At 65.4% G+C, this 17,342-nt stretch carries 19 protein-coding genes; 8 read left to right on the top strand and 11 right to left on the bottom strand.

Features of this window, described 5'->3' with window-relative positions:
* Positions 1-34 precede the first annotated feature (34 nt).
* The gene (locus BM279_RS02725) at positions 35-688 is read right to left on the bottom strand and encodes a histidinol-phosphatase (protein WP_093500698.1); all 654 of its coding nucleotides are present in this window, start codon (positions 686-688) and stop codon (positions 35-37) included.
* Between the two features lie 165 nt (positions 689-853).
* On the opposite strand from BM279_RS02725, the gene BM279_RS02720 reads away from it, so the two are divergent.
* Both BM279_RS02720 and ptsP read left to right on the top strand, forming a co-directional pair.
* A complete protein-coding gene (locus BM279_RS02720) occupies positions 854-1,333 on the top strand; it encodes an RNA pyrophosphohydrolase (RefSeq protein WP_013793353.1) in 480 nt (159 codons plus the stop codon).
* 12 nt (positions 1,334-1,345) lie between these two features.
* Positions 1,346-3,625, top strand: coding sequence for a phosphoenolpyruvate--protein phosphotransferase (ptsP, locus tag BM279_RS02715; protein ID WP_093500696.1), 2,280 nt, complete (start codon positions 1,346-1,348; stop codon positions 3,623-3,625).
* A gap of 247 nt (positions 3,626-3,872) precedes the next feature.
* Here ptsP and BM279_RS02710 read toward each other — a convergent pair whose 3' ends face one another.
* Together BM279_RS02710 and BM279_RS02705 are read right to left on the bottom strand one after the other, a co-directional pair.
* On the bottom strand, positions 3,873-4,619 hold the full coding sequence (locus tag BM279_RS02710) for an NRDE family protein (protein WP_093500694.1): 747 nt from the start codon (positions 4,617-4,619) through the stop codon (positions 3,873-3,875).
* 2 nt (positions 4,620-4,621) lie between these two features.
* The gene (locus tag BM279_RS02705) at positions 4,622-4,987 is read right to left on the bottom strand and encodes a hypothetical protein (protein WP_093500692.1); all 366 of its coding nucleotides are present in this window, start codon (positions 4,985-4,987) and stop codon (positions 4,622-4,624) included.
* Between the two features lie 122 nt (positions 4,988-5,109).
* On the opposite strand from BM279_RS02705, the gene BM279_RS02700 reads away from it, so the two are divergent.
* From BM279_RS02700 to BM279_RS02685, 4 genes are all read left to right on the top strand, one after another.
* Entirely contained in the window at positions 5,110-5,892 is a 783-nt protein-coding gene (locus BM279_RS02700) for a sulfite exporter TauE/SafE family protein (RefSeq protein ID WP_093501214.1), read from the top strand.
* Positions 5,893-5,901: 9 nt separating this feature from the next.
* Entirely contained in the window at positions 5,902-6,702 is an 801-nt protein-coding gene (lgt, locus tag BM279_RS02695; RefSeq protein ID WP_093500690.1) for a prolipoprotein diacylglyceryl transferase, read from the top strand.
* Positions 6,699-7,493 carry a thymidylate synthase gene (locus BM279_RS02690; protein WP_093500688.1) on the top strand — a complete coding sequence of 265 codons (795 nt, stop codon included), beginning with the start codon at positions 6,699-6,701 and terminating at the stop codon, positions 7,491-7,493. The genes lgt and BM279_RS02690 overlap by 4 nt, the downstream gene beginning before the upstream one ends.
* A 74-nt stretch (positions 7,494-7,567) precedes the next feature.
* The gene (locus tag BM279_RS02685) at positions 7,568-8,092 is read left to right on the top strand and encodes an REP-associated tyrosine transposase (protein ID WP_093500686.1); all 525 of its coding nucleotides are present in this window, start codon (positions 7,568-7,570) and stop codon (positions 8,090-8,092) included.
* 69 nt (positions 8,093-8,161) lie between these two features.
* Here the strand turns inward: BM279_RS02685 and BM279_RS02680 are convergent, their stop codons facing one another.
* Both BM279_RS02680 and BM279_RS02675 read right to left on the bottom strand, forming a co-directional pair.
* A complete protein-coding gene (locus BM279_RS02680; protein WP_093500684.1) occupies positions 8,162-8,479 on the bottom strand; it encodes a hypothetical protein in 318 nt (105 codons plus the stop codon).
* Positions 8,476-9,399, bottom strand: a complete 924-nt coding sequence (locus tag BM279_RS02675) for a LysR family transcriptional regulator (protein ID WP_093500682.1) — start codon at positions 9,397-9,399, stop codon at positions 8,476-8,478. The genes BM279_RS02680 and BM279_RS02675 overlap by 4 nt, the downstream gene beginning before the upstream one ends.
* Positions 9,400-9,489: 90 nt before the next feature.
* Between BM279_RS02675 and BM279_RS02670 the strand changes: the two genes are divergently transcribed.
* On the top strand, positions 9,490-10,371 hold the full coding sequence (locus BM279_RS02670; protein WP_093500680.1) for a DMT family transporter: 882 nt from the start codon (positions 9,490-9,492) through the stop codon (positions 10,369-10,371).
* 119 nt (positions 10,372-10,490) lie between these two features.
* Here BM279_RS02670 and BM279_RS02665 read toward each other — a convergent pair whose 3' ends face one another.
* The 5 genes from BM279_RS02665 to BM279_RS02645 all read right to left on the bottom strand — a co-directional run bounded on the left by BM279_RS02665 (position 10,491) and on the right by BM279_RS02645 (position 15,177).
* A complete protein-coding gene (locus BM279_RS02665; protein ID WP_093500678.1) occupies positions 10,491-10,808 on the bottom strand; it encodes a cupin domain-containing protein in 318 nt (105 codons plus the stop codon).
* A 15-nt stretch (positions 10,809-10,823) separates the two neighbouring features.
* Positions 10,824-11,096 carry a hypothetical protein gene (locus BM279_RS02660; RefSeq protein ID WP_075960828.1) on the bottom strand — a complete coding sequence of 91 codons (273 nt, stop codon included), beginning with the start codon at positions 11,094-11,096 and terminating at the stop codon, positions 10,824-10,826.
* Positions 11,093-12,478 (bottom strand): GTPase/DUF3482 domain-containing protein, encoded by a 1,386-nt coding sequence (locus tag BM279_RS02655; protein WP_093500676.1) that lies wholly within the window; start codon positions 12,476-12,478, stop codon positions 11,093-11,095. The genes BM279_RS02660 and BM279_RS02655 overlap by 4 nt, the downstream gene beginning before the upstream one ends.
* Positions 12,479-12,625: 147 nt before the next feature.
* Entirely contained in the window at positions 12,626-14,002 is a 1,377-nt protein-coding gene (locus tag BM279_RS02650) for a DUF2868 domain-containing protein (RefSeq protein ID WP_093500673.1), read from the bottom strand.
* A gap of 68 nt (positions 14,003-14,070) precedes the next feature.
* Positions 14,071-15,177 carry a glycerophosphodiester phosphodiesterase gene (locus BM279_RS02645; RefSeq protein ID WP_093500671.1) on the bottom strand — a complete coding sequence of 369 codons (1,107 nt, stop codon included), beginning with the start codon at positions 15,175-15,177 and terminating at the stop codon, positions 14,071-14,073.
* A 101-nt stretch (positions 15,178-15,278) separates the two neighbouring features.
* On the opposite strand from BM279_RS02645, the gene BM279_RS02640 reads away from it, so the two are divergent.
* Entirely contained in the window at positions 15,279-15,803 is a 525-nt protein-coding gene (locus BM279_RS02640; RefSeq protein ID WP_167363085.1) for a dihydrofolate reductase, read from the top strand.
* Positions 15,804-15,863: 60 nt separating this feature from the next.
* On the opposite strand, the gene BM279_RS02635 is transcribed toward BM279_RS02640, so the two are convergent.
* On the bottom strand, positions 15,864-17,237 hold the full coding sequence (locus tag BM279_RS02635; RefSeq protein ID WP_093500669.1) for a uracil-xanthine permease family protein: 1,374 nt from the start codon (positions 17,235-17,237) through the stop codon (positions 15,864-15,866).
* Positions 17,238-17,342: the final 105 nt, after the last annotated feature.

The following is a 17,342-nucleotide window of genomic DNA, read 5'->3' as shown; positions in this document are numbered from 1 at the left end:
GGCGCTGCCGCTACGGTGGCGCCCTGTAACCGCTTCAGCGCAGCGACATCACCGGCCAGCCGCGCTTCTGCGCCTCGGCCAACAGGTTCGGGTCCGGGTCAACGGCAACCGGATAGCTGACCTGCTCGAGCAGCGGCAGGTCGTTCATCGAGTCGCTGTAGAACGTCGCGCCGTCCAGGGTGAAGCCGTTTTCCTGCATCCAGCGATTGAGGCGGGTGACCTTGCCTTCCTTGAAGCACGGCACGTCGGTGGTGCGCCCGGTGTAGCGGCCGTCGACCATCTCGCATTCGGTGGCCAGCAGGGTGTCGACGCCGAGGCGCTCGGCGATGGGCGCGGTGACGAAGCGGTTGGTGGCGGTGATGATCACCAGCTTGTCGCCGGCTGCGCGGTGCTTGTCGAGCAGCGCCAGGGCCTTGGGCAGGATGATCGGCTCGATGCATTCGGCCATGAACTCGCGGTGCCAGGCGTCGAGCTGGGCCATCTCGGTACGGCCGAAGATAGCCAGGGTGAAGTTCAGGTAGTCGGTGATGTTCAGGCGCCCGGCCAGGTAGTCTTGGTAGAAGGCATCGTTGCGCGCCTTGTAGGTAGCACCGTCGAGAATCCCGCGTTCGCACAGCCAGTCGCCCCAGGCGTGGTCGCTGTCGCCGCCGAGCAGGGTGTTGTCGAGATCGAATAAAGCCAAACGCACAGAATCACCTCTTCATACAGGGCCATGGAGGCGGCCAGAATAGCGGCTTTGCCGGCCCGGGGAAAACCGCGCGACGGGCCATTGCGCTGCGCCGCCCGAGCGCGTTGCCGCTGTCGCGAGCTTTGTGGAACAATGCGGTGACATGCGTTTACGAGGTTGTGTGCCGTGATCGATCCTGATGGTTTTCGCCCCAACGTCGGCATCATTCTCACCAATGATGTCGGCCAGGTGCTTTGGGCGCGTCGAATTAACCAGGATGCCTGGCAGTTCCCGCAAGGCGGTATCAATGACCGCGAGTCGCCGGAAGAAGCGTTGTACCGCGAACTGAACGAAGAAGTGGGCCTTGAAGAGCAGGACGTGAAAATTCTCGCCTGCACCCGGGGCTGGTTGAGGTATCGTCTGCCGCAGCGCCTGGTGCGCACGCACAGCCAACCGCTGTGCATCGGCCAGAAGCAGAAGTGGTTCCTGCTGCGCCTGACCTCCGACGAGCAACGGGTGCGTATGGACCTGACCGGCAAGCCGGAGTTCGACGGCTGGCGCTGGGTCAGTTATTGGTATCCGTTGGGGCAGGTGGTTACATTCAAGCGCGAGGTCTATCGTCGCGCACTCAAGGAACTCGCACCGCGCCTGCTGGCACGGGATTAGACAGGGTCAAGCATGCTCAACACGCTGCGCAAGATCGTCCAGGAAGTGAACGCCGCCAAGGATCTCAAAGCGGCGCTGGGCATCATCGTGCAGCGCGTCAAGGAGACCATGGGCACCCAGGTGTGCTCGGTCTACCTGCTCGACCCGGAGACCAACCGTTTCGTGCTGATGGCCACCGATGGCCTCAACAAGCGCTCGATCGGCAAGGTCAGCATGGCGCCGAATGAAGGCCTGGTCGGCCTGGTCGGCACCCGCGAAGAGCCGCTGAATCTCGAGAACGCCTCCGAACACCCCCGTTACCGCTATTTCGCCGAAACCGGCGAAGAGCGCTACGCCTCCTTCCTTGGCTCACCGATCATCCACCACCGCCGGGTGATGGGTGTGCTCGTCGTGCAGCAGAAGGAGCGCCGCCAGTTCGACGAAGGTGAGGAAGCCTTTCTGGTCACCATGAGCGCGCAGCTCGCCGGGGTGATCGCCCACGCCGAGGCCACCGGTTCGATCCGCGGCCTGGGCAAGCAGGGCAAGGGCATTCAGGAAGCCAAGTTCATCGGCGTACCCGGCTCGCCCGGTGCGGCGGTCGGTACCGCCGTGGTGGTGCTGCCGCCGGCCGATCTGGAAGTGGTGCCGGACAAGAGCATCGACGATATCGATGCCGAGCTGAAACTGTTCCAGAACGCCCTGGAAGGCGTGCGCGCCGACATGCGCAACCTCTCCGAGCGCATGGCCACTCAGCTGCGCCCCGAAGAGCGTGCGCTGTTCGACGTTTACCAGATGATGCTCGAAGACGCCGCCCTCGGTAACGAGGTGGTCAACGTCATCAAGACCGGCCAGTGGGCCCAGGGCGCCCTGCGCCATGTGGTCAGCGAGCACATCAACCGATTCGAGCTGATGGATGACGCCTACCTGCGCGAGCGTGCCTCGGACGTCCGCGACCTGGGCCGCCGTCTGCTCGCCTACCTGCAGGAAGCCCGTCAGCAGACTCTGGTGTACCCGGACAACTGCATCCTGGTCGCCGAAGAACTGTCGCCAGCCATGCTTGGCGAGGTTCCGGAAGGCAAGCTGGTCGGCCTGGTGTCGGTACAGGGTTCGGGCAACTCCCACGTGGCGATCTTCGCCCGCGCCATGGGCATTCCCACGGTGATGGGGGCGGTCGAGCTGCCGTATTCGAAGATCGACGGCATCCAGCTTATCGTCGACGGCTACCACGGCGAGGTGTTCACCAACCCCAGCGAGATCCTGCGCAAGCAGTATTCCGATGTGGTCGAGGAGGATCGCCAGCTAAACAAGGGCCTCGATGCCCTGCGTGCGTTGCCCTGCGAGACCCTCGACGGCCACAAGATGCCGCTGTGGGTCAACACCGGCCTGCTCGCCGACGTGTTGCGCGCTCAAGAGCGCGGCGCCGAGGGCGTTGGTCTGTACCGCACCGAAGTGCCGTTCATGATCAAGGACCGCTTCCCCAGCGAGAAGGAACAGCTGGCCATCTACCGCGAGCAACTAGCGGCCTTCCACCCGCTGCCGGTGACCATGCGCACCCTGGACGTTGGCGGTGACAAGGGCCTGAGCTACTTCCCGATCAAGGAAGACAACCCCTTCCTGGGCTGGCGCGGCATCCGCGTGACCCTCGATCACCCGGAAATCTTCCTGGTGCAGGTGCGCGCCATGCTCAAGGCCAGCGAGGGCCTGAACAACCTGCGCATCCTGCTGCCGATGATTTCCGGCATTCAGGAACTGGAAGAATCCCTGCACCTGATCCACCGTGCCTGGGGCGAGGTGCGCGACGAAGGCACCGACGTGCCGTTGCCGCCCATCGGCGTGATGATCGAGATTCCCGCCGCGGTCTACCAGACCCGCGACCTGGCTCGTCAGGTGGATTTCCTGTCAGTCGGCTCCAACGACCTGACCCAGTACCTGCTGGCCGTGGATCGCAACAACCCGCGGGTTGCCGACCTCTACGACTTCCTCCACCCGGCGGTGCTGCAGGCACTGACCAAGGTGGTCGAAGATGCCCACGCCGAAGGCAAACCGGTGAGCATCTGCGGCGAAATGGCCGGCGACCCGAGCGCCGCCGTGCTGCTGATGGCCATGGGCTTCGATAGCCTGTCGATGAACGCCACCAACCTGCCGAAGGTGAAATGGCTGCTGCGCCAGATCAGCCTGAGCAAGGCCAAGGACCTGCTTGGCCAGGCCATGCGCATCGACAACCCGCAGGTCATCCACAGCACCCTGCAACTGGCCCTGCGCAATCTGGGCCTGGGCCGCATGATCAATCCTGCTTCGGATATCCAGGCTTAAGGGCGGTTGTCAGGCAAAAGTGGTCCCCGGTTCATGGGCCAGCCTGCTCTACAGTTGGCTTTGCAATCTTGACCTGAGCTGACCAATCCTTCGCCCGGCGCCATATATTCGGGCTTCGTGAGAACTGCCGAACAAGAGTGGCTATTGCTGCGTTCTCCTGTGGGAGCGCGCCATGCGCGCGACAGCTTCGCTGGCATGGCCGCTCCCACATAAAATGCGCCGCGCCTACAGTCAGCCAGCTGCCACTCTAACGCTCGAACCGCACCTCACCACTCGGCCTTCCATCATGCCCGAAACTGCGCTCGATAATGCGCCGCGTTCCATCGGCGTATATGAACAGCAGCGTGCTGGCGCGGGTGCCATAGGTCGGGCTGGTGATGAACACGCTGCCGAGCAGCCGCTCCAGCTCCATGCCCACGCCGGTATCCGGCAGGGCTGCGTCGTCTGGCTTCGTAGAGTCGGCGAGCAGCGCGAACAACGACGGCTCGTCCGGTTCGTCCTGAACGGCGGCGAGCGCCGCTTTGGCCCGCTCGAGCTTGGGCCAGGGCGTATTCAGCCCGGCGTTGGAAACCCCATGGATACCGGCGGGCAGCGCCTGGACCTGTCCGCCGTGCGAATTGAAGTGCCATAGTGCGTGGCGGTCGCCGACCAGCAGGTTGAAGCCGCTGTATTCATCCGCCTCACGGCGCAACTCGTTCAGAAAAGCCTCTGGACCCTGGTTTCCCAGCAGAAAGCGCAGCGGCAATTCGCCTCGCGAACGAGAGCCCTGCTCGGCGTGCGGGTCACGGATATTGGTGAGGGCGGCAAAGCGCCTGCCAGGACCGATGCCCAGCCAGGTGCCGCCGGCCTGCAGGTCGCGCCCGGCGATCAGCCCGGGCGCATCCGGCCACTCGGCCATGGCGGCGGTCGGGCGGGTATGGAATTCATCGCGGTTGGCGGCGACCAGTAGCGGCAGGGCGTGGCCGGGGCGCCAGGCGAGCGCGATCAGGCACATGTTTATTTCAGCCTGATGCGTACGCCAGCGGCGTCGAGGATCTCGCCGACATGTACCACGACCTTGCGCGCCCCTGCGCCCATGCCGAGCTCCATCAGAATGCGCTCTTCCACCTGGGAAAGCCCGCCTTCCAGCATCTCGAGCGGCTGGATCAAAAGCTTGGGGGCGGCGTTGAGAAAGGCCAGACGCTTGGGCATCAGGCTCTGCACGGTTTCCTTGATCAAGCGGTCGGCGATGCTGAAATCCGCCACCAGCAGGCGTTGGTTGCTGAAGGGCGGGTCAGCCTCCACTACCGCCACGCGGCTACTTTCCAGGTGGGTGAGGTGCAGATGATTACAGGCGATGCGCAGGTAAAAGGTATTGGCCACGGTGCGGTTCGCTGTCTGGGAGAGCCCCCACTCTACGCAAAGCATCGTGTGGCATCCATCGCCAAAACTAGAGGCTGGGGGCTGCTTCCGCTACCATGCCGCATCGCTTCGCAGAGCACACCATGATCTTCCTTCTCTACATCCTGCTCGGTGCCGCCGCAGGCCTGCTGGCCGGACTGTTCGGCGTCGGTGGCGGCATGGTCATCGTGCCGGTGCTGATCTTCGCCTTTACCGCCCAGGGCTTCGATGTCTCCGTGCTGACCCATATGGCGGTGGGCACCTCGCTGGCGACCATCCTGTTCACCTCGGTCAATGCCGTGCGCGAGCACCATAGCCGCGGTGCGGTGCGCTGGGGGCTGTTCGTCTGGCTGACGGTGGGCATCGTGCTGGGCTCGGCACTCGGCGCGCTGACGGCTGATTCCATCGACGGCCTGGTGCTGCAGAGGATCATTGGCGTGTTCGCCCTGTGCGTGGCGCTGCAGTTGGCACTGGATCTGAAACCCAAGGCCAGCCGCGAGGTGCCGGGCAAGGCAGGGCTGGGCGCTGCCGGTGGCTTGATCGGCTGGGCCTCGGCGATCATCGGTATCGGCGGCGGTTCGCTGACCGTACCGTTCCTGACCTGGCGCGGGGTGTCCGTGCAGCAGGCGGTAGCGACCTCGTCGGCCTGTGGCTGGCCGATTGCCGCCGCCGGCGCCCTGAGTTACCTGTGGCTGGGTTGGGGCGACGCGCGTCTGCCTCACTGGAGCCTGGGTTACGTGTACCTGCCGGCGCTGCTCGGCATCGCGCTGACCAGCGTGTTCTTCGCCCGTACCGGCGCGCGGCTGGCCCATCGCCTGTCGCCGCGGGTGCTCAAGCGGTCGTTCGCCCTGTTGCTGTTTATCGTCGGCCTGAATTTTCTGTTGTGAGGAATCCTGATGCTGCCTTACCCGAATATTGACCCGGTCGCCCTCGACCTGGGCTTCCTGCAGATCCACTGGTACGGCCTGATGTACCTGGTGGGCATCGGCGGTGCCTGGTTCCTCGCCTCGCGGCGGCTGCACGCCTTCGACCCGACCTGGAGCAAGGAGAAACTTTCCGACCTGGTGTTCTGGGTGGCCATGGGGGTGATCGTCGGTGGCCGCCTGGGTTACGTATTGTTCTACGACCTGCCGGCGTACATCGCCAACCCGCTGCTGATCCTCGAAGTATGGAAGGGTGGCATGTCGTTCCACGGCGGCCTGATCGGCGTGATGCTGGCCACCCTGTGGTTCGCCCGGCGCAACGGCAAGAGCTTCTTCGAGCTGATGGACTTCATCGCGCCGCTGGTGCCGATCGGTCTGGGCGCCGGGCGCATCGGCAACTTCATCAATGCCGAGCTGTGGGGCAAGGTCAGCGACGTACCCTGGGCCATGGTGTTTCCGACTGGCGGGCCGCTGCCGCGTCACCCGTCGCAGCTCTACCAGTTCGCCCTGGAAGGCGTGGCGCTGTTCGTCATCCTGTGGATTTACTCGCGCAAGCCGCGCCCGACCATGGCCGTTTCCGGGCTGTTCGCGGTGTGCTACGGCATCTTTCGCTTCATCGTCGAGTTCGTCCGCGTGCCGGACGCCCAGCTCGGTTACCTGGCCTGGGGCTGGCTGACCATGGGGCAGGTGCTGTGCGTGCCGATGGTCCTCGCCGGCCTGGGCCTGATGGTCTACGCCTACAAGCGCCAAGCGGCTGCGGAGGTGGCCCGATGAAACAGTATCTCGACCTGATGCGCCACGTGCGCGAAAACGGCACCTTCAAGGAAGACCGTACCGGCACCGGCACCTACAGCGTGTTCGCTCACCAGATGCGCTTCGACCTGGCCGACGGCTTTCCCCTGGTGACCACCAAGAAGTGCCACCTCAAGTCGATCATCCACGAGTTGCTGTGGTTCCTGCAGGGCGACACCAACATCAAGTACCTGAAGGACAACGGCGTACGCATCTGGGACGAGTGGGCCGACGAGAACGGCGACCTCGGGCCGGTGTACGGCTACCAGTGGCGCAACTGGCCGGCGCCCAATGGCGAGTCGGTCGACCAGATCAGCAAGCTGATCGAGATGATCAGGAAGAACCCGGACTCGCGCCGCCTGATCGTCTCGGCCTGGAACCCGGCCCTGGTCGAGCAGATGGCCCTGCCGCCGTGCCACGCGCTGTTCCAGTTCTATGTGGCGGAGGGCAAGCTGAGCTGCCAGCTGTACCAGCGCTCGGCCGACATCTTCCTCGGCGTGCCCTTCAACATCGCCAGTTATGCGCTGCTGACCCTGATGGTCGCGCAGGTGTGCGGTCTGCAGCCGGGGGAGTTCATCTGGACCGGCGGCGACTGCCATCTGTACGCCAACCACCTGGAACAGGCCGACCTGCAGCTGACCCGCGAACCGCTGCCCCTGCCGACCATGAAGCTCAACCCCGACGTGAAGGATCTGTTCGCCTTCAAGTTCGAGGATTTCGAACTGGTCGGCTACCAGGCGCATCCGCATATCAAGGCGCCGGTGGCGGTCTGAGCCAGACTGCTACTCGTAGGGTGGGCTTTAGCCCACCACCGGCCATCTACTGACGACCAGGCAAAGGACTGCCAATGTCGAACTACCGCCGCCAATCGGTTCCTGGCGGAACCTACTTCTTTACCGTCACGCTTGCGGACCGGCAGTCTGGTTTGCTGGTCGAAAAAATTTCTTTATTGCGTCGAGCCTACGCCGAGGCTTGCGGTCGATTGCCCTTCGAGACCGTCGCTATTTGCGTGCTACCTGATCACTTACATGCGATCTGGACATTGCCGAATGGCGACAGTAACTACTCGCAACGTTGGGCGCTGATCAAGAGTCGCTTTTCCCGCGCGCTTCCCAAAGCTACATCCTTAAGCGCCAGCAAGTACAGAAAGCGCGAGAAGGGGATATGGCAGAGGCGTTTCTGGGAGCATCAGATACGCGATGAGAATGATCTTGCCCGACACGTCGATTACATCCACTTCAATCCCGTCAAGCATGGGTTGGTCAATTGCGTCGCGGATTGGCCGTTTTCCAGTTTCCATCGGTACGTTGAGCGAGGCGTTCTTCCGATGAGTTGGGGCGGTTACGATGATGCTGGAAACTTTGGCGAATGAAGGTTGGTTTTCGTATGGCAGCCCGGCCGGGCTTGGTGGGCTGAAGCCCACCCTACGGGATGGAGTCTGTCAGGGGCGCAATGAAAAGCGCTCGGCGATTTCCTCGATGTGTTCGCGTGGCCCGCTGAGCTTCCACTCGAACCAGTTGTCCCACTCCAGCCTCAGCTCATCCAGGCCACGGCGCAGGCGATAGCTGTCGTAATCGATGCCCTTGTCGAACGCCAGCGGGCTGTATTGCTCGACCTGCCGCCAACCCTCGGCCTTGAGGGTTTCCAGCAGGCGGTTGCCCACCTGCGTATCGATATTCTCCAGCGTGATGTGCTTGGCGGTATCCACCGGCTGCCGTTCCAGGCGCCGCCGTTTCAGCCACTGCCAGAGCCGGGTCATCGCGATGGGCCCTTGCCCAGCCCCTCGGCCAGGTGATCGATCAGCACCCGCAGTTTGGGCGGCAGGTGGCGGGTGGGGTGATAGAGAACCCACGCGGTGCCCTGGTACGAACCGGTGTAGCGCCACTGCGGCAGTACCCTTACCAGCTCGCCTCTGGCCAGTGCCGCGGCGGCGGTGAAGTGCGGCAGGCAGGTGATACCCAGGTGGCCGAGCACGGCGTTCAGGCGCACTTCGCTGTGGTTGCTGGCGAAGCGGCCGCCCACCGTCACCACGCATTGCTCCGGCCCGTTGCTGAAGTGCCAGCGGTGGTCGTCCGGGGTTTCGTCCAGGTACAGGCAGGCATGGCGCACCAGTTCGCTCGGATGCTGGGGCGTGCCGTGGCGCTGCAGATAGGTGGGGCTTGCACACAGCAACTGTTGGACATTGCACAGTGGCCGACCCGCGAGAGCCGGTGGTGGCTGGTCGGTGATGCTCACCAGCAGGTCGAACTGCTCGCTGATCAGGTCCGGGCTGCGGTCGCTGAGGTTGAGGCTGACGTCCACCTCCGGGTAGCGCTGCAGAAAATCCTGAATCAGCGGCATGACCAGGAAACGTCCAAAGGCCTTTGGCACACTCAGACGCACCCGGCCGCGCGGTTGGCTCATCAGCCGCTCACCAACATCCAGGGCGGCCTGGGCGGCGTCGAGCATGTCCTTGCAGCGCTCGAAGACTTCGCTGCCGGCTTCGCTCAGGCGCAGGCGCCGTGTGGTGCGCTCGAGCAGACGAACGCCGAGCGTCTGCTCGAGATGGGCGATCTGTCGGCTCACTGCCGACGCCGTGCTGCCCTGCTGGCGGGCCGCGGCAGAGAAACTGCCGGCCTCGACCACGCGTACGAAGATGGCCAGATAGGGAAGCAGCTGTGGGGTTAGATTCGTGCGCATGGAGAACAGGTCTTGTTCGGTGTTGGCGGATTATCACGCTCAGGGACGCAATGGACAATGCGCTCCCCACCGATTGCAGGAAGTACCCACATGTCCACCCTGGTTAGCCGTTCCCCTTCGCGCCTGATGCAGGCCAGTGATGTGCTCCTGTTGCTGGTCGCCATGGTCTGGGGCACCAGTTACGGCGTGGCCAAGGAGGCGCTGGTGTTCTATCCGGTGCTGGGCTTTCTCGCCGTGCGTTTCTGCCTGACCTTCTTGATCCTGCTGCCACAGCTGCGCGGCGACGGGCGCCAGGCCTGGGCACCCGGCATCCCGCTGGGCGGTGTGATGCTGGCGATCTTCCTGTGCGAAACCTACGGCGTGCTGCACACCTCCGCGAGCAATGCCGCCTTCCTGATCAGCCTGTGCGTGGTCATCACGCCGTTCGTGGAATGGCTGATGTTCGACCGCCGTCCCGACTCGCGGCTGCTGCCGGCCGTCGCGCTATCGCTGTTCGGTACCTGGCTGCTCAGCGGCGGTGTCGACCTGCAGTTCAACCTCGGCGATGGACTGATGCTGCTGGCGGCGTTGCTGCGCGCTGTGCTGGTATGCCTGACCGGCCGGCTGACCGCACACACCCAGGTGCCGGCCCTGGCGCTGACCGCGGTACAGACCGGAGTGATCGGTTTCGGCTGCCTGTTGCTCGGGGCGATCATCCTGCCAGGCGGCTTGCCTGTCTTGCCGGTAGAGCCGGCGTTCTGGATCGGCACGCTGTACCTGGTGCTGTTCGCCACTCTGTTCGCCTTCTTCGTGCAGAACTACGCGCTGCGGCGCAGCAGCCCGACCCGCGTGTCGCTGTTGATGGGCAGCGAGCCACTGTTCGGCGCGCTGTTTGCGGTGCTGTGGCTCAGCGAGCAGCTGAGCGTGCAGGCGTGGATCGGCGGCTTTCTGATTGTCGCGGCAACGCTGTGGACGAGCCTGCTCAGGCGCTGAGACTTGGGGAAGCGTCTTTCACCCTCCGGATGTTTCGTAGCCTGGGTTAGCCGAAGGCGTAACCCGGGTCGATGGCAAGGGCTTGCACAAATCCCGGGTATCGCTGCGCTCAACCCGGGCTACGGGTTGCTGGGGTGCAAATGGATGGCCAGCCACAGGGCGCCTTCGCTGGTGCGCTCCACCCGGTGTGGTGTGCCGGCTGCCAGGAACAGGTGATCGCCGGCAGTCAGTTCGATGGGTTCTCCGGCAATCGTCATGCTCGCCTCGCCGCGGGCCAGCAGTACCCATTCATCCTGTTCCTGCACGTAGTCCACCGACTCGATCCGTGACGAGCTGAGGATCCGCTCGATCTGCAGGTTGCGGTGGCTTAGCAGGGTGTCGAAGCGCTCGTCCTCGGCAGGTGGCTGGCTGTCATGGAACAGGTTGGCGATGGGCATCGGACGTGCTCGTGTTCAGCGGCGGCCGGGTTTGGGCACGCCGGCGACCAGCAGGTGGTGGTGATCACGGCAGTAGAGTTCTTCGTACCAGCCGTAGTGGGGATCGTTGCAGTAGCCATGTTGCAGGCAGGCCGGCAGATGCGCGAGGTCGCTCTTGAAATCATCGCGCAGGGCGGCGAACAGCGAGTCGGGCTGTGGCCAGCCGGCGCGATGCGGCGCCTGGCCGAGGCGGTTGCCGCTGCTCAACTCGCGGGCCAGCACCGCGGCCAGCTCTGCGCACAAGGTCATGACGCGCCTGGCACCGAGCCGATTTCCCGAGCCAGGCGTTCGACCTGTTCCTGGCGTTCGACCTGATCGACCCGCGCGCCCGGGTTCAGCGACGACCACTCCGGCCGTGCGCGGGCGACGCGCAGGGCGCCCGGCAGTTTGCCTTCGCGCCACTGGCTGTCCTGCAGGGCGCCGAGACGCACCGCTTCGACGGCCGCGTGGCCGCGTTGATCCAGCGCGGCCAGCAAGTGCTCCTGGCGCAGGGCGAGCAGGCGCAGCACGGCGTCGTCGACGGTCAGCTCGCGTTGGCCCTGGAGCTTGCCCTTGAGGCGCGAGCCGTAGTTGCGCAGGGTCTGCGCGCCACCGCCGAGCAGCGCGCCAGCCAGGGCGGCGGTGCCCAGGGTCAGGCCGCCGACCAGCAGATCCACACCCGCGCCGGCTGCGGCACCGGCGGCCGCGCCGCCGCCCAGGCGGATGCCCAGTTGCTTGATGGTTTCCGGGTTGAACAGATCCTCGCCCCAGCGGCCATTGAGCAGGGGCAGATCCTCGGTGCGGGCGTCTTCGCGGCGAAAGGCGTACAGGCGCAGCAGGGCTTCAACGCAGCGTTGTTCACGCTGGCGCACCTGGGTGCGCAAATCCTCGATGGCGCTTTTTTCCAGCTCCGGCTGGTTGGCGACGCTGCGCCGGCAGGCGGCGCAGTCGACCAGCAGCTCGGCGATCAGCCGCTTGGCGCTGCGGTGGCGAGCCACGCGCTGGGCTTCGTGATCGTCGATCAAGCGCTGCAATTGCGGGCGCGACTTCTCGTGCATCAGCGCCAGGCTTTCGTACAGGCGGCGCTCACCATCGAGCGGCGGCGCCACGCTGTCGAAACGCACCAGGGCATGCAACCCCAGGCGCGCCAGGGCTTCGCGCCAGTCGTCCTCACGGTGGTTGGCGCTGGCCACGAAATTCAGCACCGGCAGCAGCGGCCGGCCACACATTGCCAGCGCGTTCAGCTCGTCGCGGTACTTGGCCAACACTGGCTCGCGGGCGTCGATCACGTACAGGCCGGCATCCGAGGCCTGTAGCTGGCGCAGCACCTTGGCTTCCTGCTCGAAGCGCTGGCGCGCCTCGCTGCCTTCCATGAAGCGGGCCAGTCGCGCCGGGCCGTCGAGGCGCTCGCCGGGGCGGTCGAGCCCGTCGAGGTAATCGAGCAGGGCGATGGCATCTTCCAGGCCGGGCGTGTCGTAGAGCTCCAGCAGCGCCTCGCCGTCCACCGACAGGCGCGCGCCCTCGACGTGGCGGGTGGTGCTGGGGCGATGGGACACCTCGCCAAAGCCGACGTCACGGGTCAGGGTACGCAGCAGCGAGGTCTTGCCGACGTTGGTGTGGCCGACCACGGCGAGTCTCAGAGCCTGGGTCATGGTCTTTGACCTCCCAGGGCTCGCCACAAGGGCGCGGTTTCTACGCGATGCTTATGGTCATCGTAGGGTGGATGACGCTTCACCCATCCACCGCCCTCTACAGGTACACGGCGGATGAAAAGACTGTCATCCACCCAGCGGTTCTTTTCAGTCATGGCCGGTCTCCAGCCAGGTCAGCGGCGAGCTGCCGCGGTGGACCAGTTGCAGGTCGTCCAGCGCCTTGTGCCAGTCGCCGAGGCGCTCGCTGTCGAGGGTCTCGCCCTGGGGTGGCTGCAGCAGCCAGATGCGCGTTTCGCCGGCACTGCGGGCCAGTTCGGCGAGCAGTGCCAGGCTACCGCGGTCCGGTGAACGCCGTGGATCGCAGGCGATGGCCAGGCGCGCCGGCGGAAAGCGGGTGAGTTGGTCGAGCAACTGACGGCGCTGCTCACGGCTATCGATGATCCCGGCGTCGGCCACCGACTTGGGCAGCGCCGGCGGCCAGGGGCGGCGGTCGTCCAGTTCGATCGCCACCAGCAGTGCGCCGTCGCTTGCGGCCACACCGGCAGCCGGCTGCACCCGATGAAGCTGCGCTGGTTCGGCATCGCAGATGCCCAAGCGTTCGCTGTTGGGCTGCAGGCGGTCACGCAACAGGTCGTAGCCGGGTTGCGACAGGTCCAGGGTCAGCCTGGCCGTGCCGGTTCGCCAGCGCCACAGGCACACCAGGCCCAGTAGCAGGCGCGGCAGCAGCCCGTAGATCATCAGCACGCCGATCAGCCAGCCGGCCCAGGCGTGGCGCGCGGCTTCCAGCGGCAACGGGCTGTCGCCGCTGGCGCGGATGGTGGCGGCATCGGGCACTGGAAAACCGAGCAGGCCAGGCAATGCGCCCAGGGCCTGGGTCAGGGCGACGAAGGTGTTGCCACCGAGCAGGGTGGTTTCCCAGACGAAGCCATAGCGGCGGGTGGAGAGCAGCGCCAGCAGCATCACCAGGGCGGTGGTCAGTGCCACCAGCCAAAGGCCGTGTACGGCCATGCCGACCAGCCAGCGATTGAGGCGCTGGCGGCGCAGCAGCAGAACCAGGGCCGGGCCGGTATGCAGTGCGCTGGCATCGCGGGCCAGCTTTTCGCTAAGCCACAGCCACAGACGGCCGAGCACCGCGCCATGACCACCACCGAACAGCAGGCCGAGCACCCAGCCCAGCAGCATCAGAATATGCAGGCCGAGCAGGCTGCCCAGGGCCCAGAACACGTTCACCGGCGTCTGCCCGTCACCCAGAGCCGCTACCGCCAGGCCGGCGCCGCTGGCCAGGACCAGTAGGCCGAGCAGCAGCAGGGCCAGGCGCGCGCCTTGCAGCCAGTGGCGCTGTGCCTGCACCTGGCCGTCACGCTCGGCCAGGTGCAGGGCGCGGTGTTCGATACGGGTGGCCAGGTCGCCACCGGCTACCTGAGCGCGGCGGTTGGCTTCGCTGTCTTCGAGCAGGCCGGCATGTTCTTCGCGCAGGCGCACGGCCTCGCAGAGCCAGAGGCGTTGCAGCTTGGGTAGGGACACGCGATCTCCCGGTGAGTGTCAGTCTCCGGGAGCATACCCGCTGCGTGGTGAATGACAACAGCTCGCAGTTACCGGCCGGCGGCGTCGCGCAGGCGCACGGCGATATCCGGCTGATCGATGAACAGGCCATCGATGCCCGTGGCCAGGAAGGCGCGCAGCTCGGCGTCGATGTCGCCGCGGGTGGCCGGGTCGCTGCCCCGTTGCAGGTCGGTGGGCAGGAACTGGTTTTCGGCGCGGAAGGTATAGGGATGAACCTTGAGGCCGGCGGCATGGGCATCGGTGACAAAACGTGTCGGCTCACCCAGGCTGCCGTCCGGTTGGCGTGGGATGACGTAGCCCTTGTCCGGGCCGACGCCGTTGGCGTACTCGGCCACTGCCTTCAATCCAGCAGGTGTGGCCATCTGCGCGTAGGTCAGCGGATTACCCAACTCGACCTGATCCTGGGGCTGGCCTTTGCCGTAGAGCTGCACCAGGCGCAGCGGGCTGAGCTGGCGCAGGACCTTGAGGTTGCTGACTTCGAACGACTGGATAAACACTGGCGCTTTGCCGTCGCGGTAGCCGTTGCGGGCCAGCGCCTCGACCAGAGGCTTCTCCATGGCCAGCCCGAGCTGCTGGAAGTGCGCGGGGTGCTTGGTCTCGATATACAGGCCGATCTCGCGGCCCTGGCTGACCTGCAGCGCCTTCACCAGGTCGATGATTTCCTGCAGGGTCGGAATCTCGAACTGGCCGTCCAGGCGCGTGTTGCCTGGGCGGATATCGGGGATGCGCTCGATGGCGCGCAGGCGTTTGAGCTCGGCGGCGGTAAAGTCCTCGCTGAACCAGCCATCGAGCTCGACCCCATCGATGCGCTGCTTGCGTTTGCGCTCGGCGAACTCCGGGTGTTTGGCCACGTCGGTGGTCAAGCCCAGCTCGTTGTCATGGCGGGCGAACAGCTGGCCGTCCTTGCTCATTACCAGGTCCGGCTCGATGTAATCCGCGCCCTGCAGCACCGCGATCGCATAGGCCGCTAGGGTATGTTCGGGCAGATAACCGCTGGCGCCGCGATGGGCGATGATCAGCGGCTTGCCGTCGTCGGCGCGCTTGGCTTCGGGGGCTGTCGGTTGTTCCGCGTTGGCGGTGAAGGGCAGGGCGAGCAGGGCGCTGAGCAGCAGCGCGCGGGGCTGGTGGGTCGGCATGGAGAGGGCTTCCTGGCGATTTGAGGGGTTAGCCTGCACCATCAACCATGGCGCGCGCATGACAATGCAGCAAGTCATACGACGGCACGCAGCCCTCTGCTATGCTCGCCGCCATGACGACTCGACTCCCCCTCTGCCTGATCGCCGCCCTCGCCGAAAATCGCGTGATCGGCCGCGACAATCAACTGCCCTGGCACTTGCCGGCGGATCTCAAGCACTTCAAGGCCAAGACCCTCGGCAAGCCGATCATCATGGGTCGCAAAACCTGGGATTCTCTCGGCCGTCCGTTGCCGGGGCGTCTCAACTTGGTGGTCAGTCGCCAGGCAAGCCTGCAGCTCGAAGGCGCGGAAGTCTTCGCCACGGTCGAGGCCGCGCATCAGCGTGCCGAAGCCTGGGCGCGCGAGCAGGGTGTCGACGAAGTGATGCTGATCGGCGGTGCCCAGCTTTATGAACAAGCGCTGCCGGGTGCCGACCGCCTGTACCTGACCCGGGTGGCGCTGCAGCCCGAGGGCGACGCCTGGTTTCCGTTGTTCGACGAGGCGCAATGGCAGCGCGTCGAGTGCGACGAGCAGGCGGCCACCGACGTGGCCCCCGCGCACCGTTTCGAAACCTGGGCACGCCGCTAGCCCGTTGGCATCAGCATGAAAAAAGGCCGCATCAGCGGCCTTTTTAATGGTCCAGGAAATCTAGGCCGCATCGGCCTTGGCCGCACTTTCCGGCAGGAACCAGTTGAGCACCAGCGCGCAGATACCGCCGGTGGCCACGCCGGATTCCAGCACGTTGCGCAGGGCCGCCGGCATATGGGCGAGGAACTCCGGTACCTGGGAAACGCCGAGGCCGAGGGCCAGGGACACGGCGATGATCAGCAGCGCGCGGCGGTCCAGCTCGATGCCGGCGAGGATGTTGATGCCCGACGCCGCCACGGCGCCGAACATGACCATTGCCGCGCCGCCGAGCACCGGCTCGGGCACGGCCTGGATCACGCCGGCTACGGCCGGGAACAGGCCGAGAATCACCAGCACCAGGGCGATCCACACACCGATGTGGCGGCTGGCGATGCCGGTCAGCTGAATCACCCCGTTGTTCTGGGCGAAGATCGAGCTGGGAAAGGTATTGAACACGCCGGCCAGCAGCGAATTGACGCCGTTGACCAGCACGCCGCCCTTGATGCGTTGCATCCACAGCGGGCCTTCCACCGGCTGGCGCGACACCTTGCTGGTGGCAGTCACATCGCCGATGGCTTCCAGGGACGTCACCAGGTAGATCACCAGCATCGGGATGAACAGGCTCCACGAGAAGCCCAGGCCGAAGTGCAGCGGCGTCGGTACCTGGAACAGTTCGGCCTGGTGCATGCCGGTGAAGTCCAGGCGGCCCAGGTAGCCGGCCAGCGCATAGCCGACCAGCAGGGCGATGACGATGGCGCAGCTACGCATCCACACCACCGGGATGCGGTTGAGCACCACGATCACCGCCAGCACCACGCCGGACAGCAGCAGGTTCTCGCCGTTGGCGAAGGTGCCACCCGCCATCGCGCCGTAGCCGCCACCCATGCTGATCAGACCGACCTTGATCAGCGTCAGGCCGATCATCAGCACCACGATGCCGGTCACCAGCGGCGTGATCAGCTTCTTCACGAACGGCAGGATGCGCGAGATGCCGATCTCCACGAACGAGCCGGCGATCACCACGCCGAAGATCGCCGCCATCACGCCTTCCACTGGTGTGCCCTGCTTGACCATCAGCGCGCCGCCGGCGATCAGCGGGCCGACGAAGTTGAAGCTGGTGCCCTGTACCACCAGCAGGCCCGCGCCCAGCGGCCCGAAGCGGCGGCATTGCACGTAGGTGGCGATGCCGGAAATCACCAGGCTCATGGACACGATCAGGTTGGTGTCGCGGGCCGACACGCCCAGCGCCTGGCAGATCAGCAGGCCCGGTGTGACGATCGGTACGATGATCGCCAGCAGATGCTGCAGGGCGGCGAGGATGGCCACCAGCGGGCGCGGGCGGTCCTCGAGGCCGTAGATCAGTTCGCCGTTACGCGGGGAGTCACCTGGTTGCATGGTCGTGATCGCCTGGAAAAACGGCGGATTCTACTGCCTGCAAACGGCAATCCCAAGTGGCTGGCGACCGGGTGATCGAGGTCCGGCTATCGGCGCGTTTTGCTG

This window comes from Phytopseudomonas straminea (assembly GCF_900112645.1).
GTDB lineage: Bacteria > Pseudomonadota > Gammaproteobacteria > Pseudomonadales > Pseudomonadaceae > Aquipseudomonas > Aquipseudomonas straminea.
The sequence above is the reverse complement of the archived record's forward strand: the minus strand, read 5'-3'. Positions and strand labels throughout refer to the sequence as shown.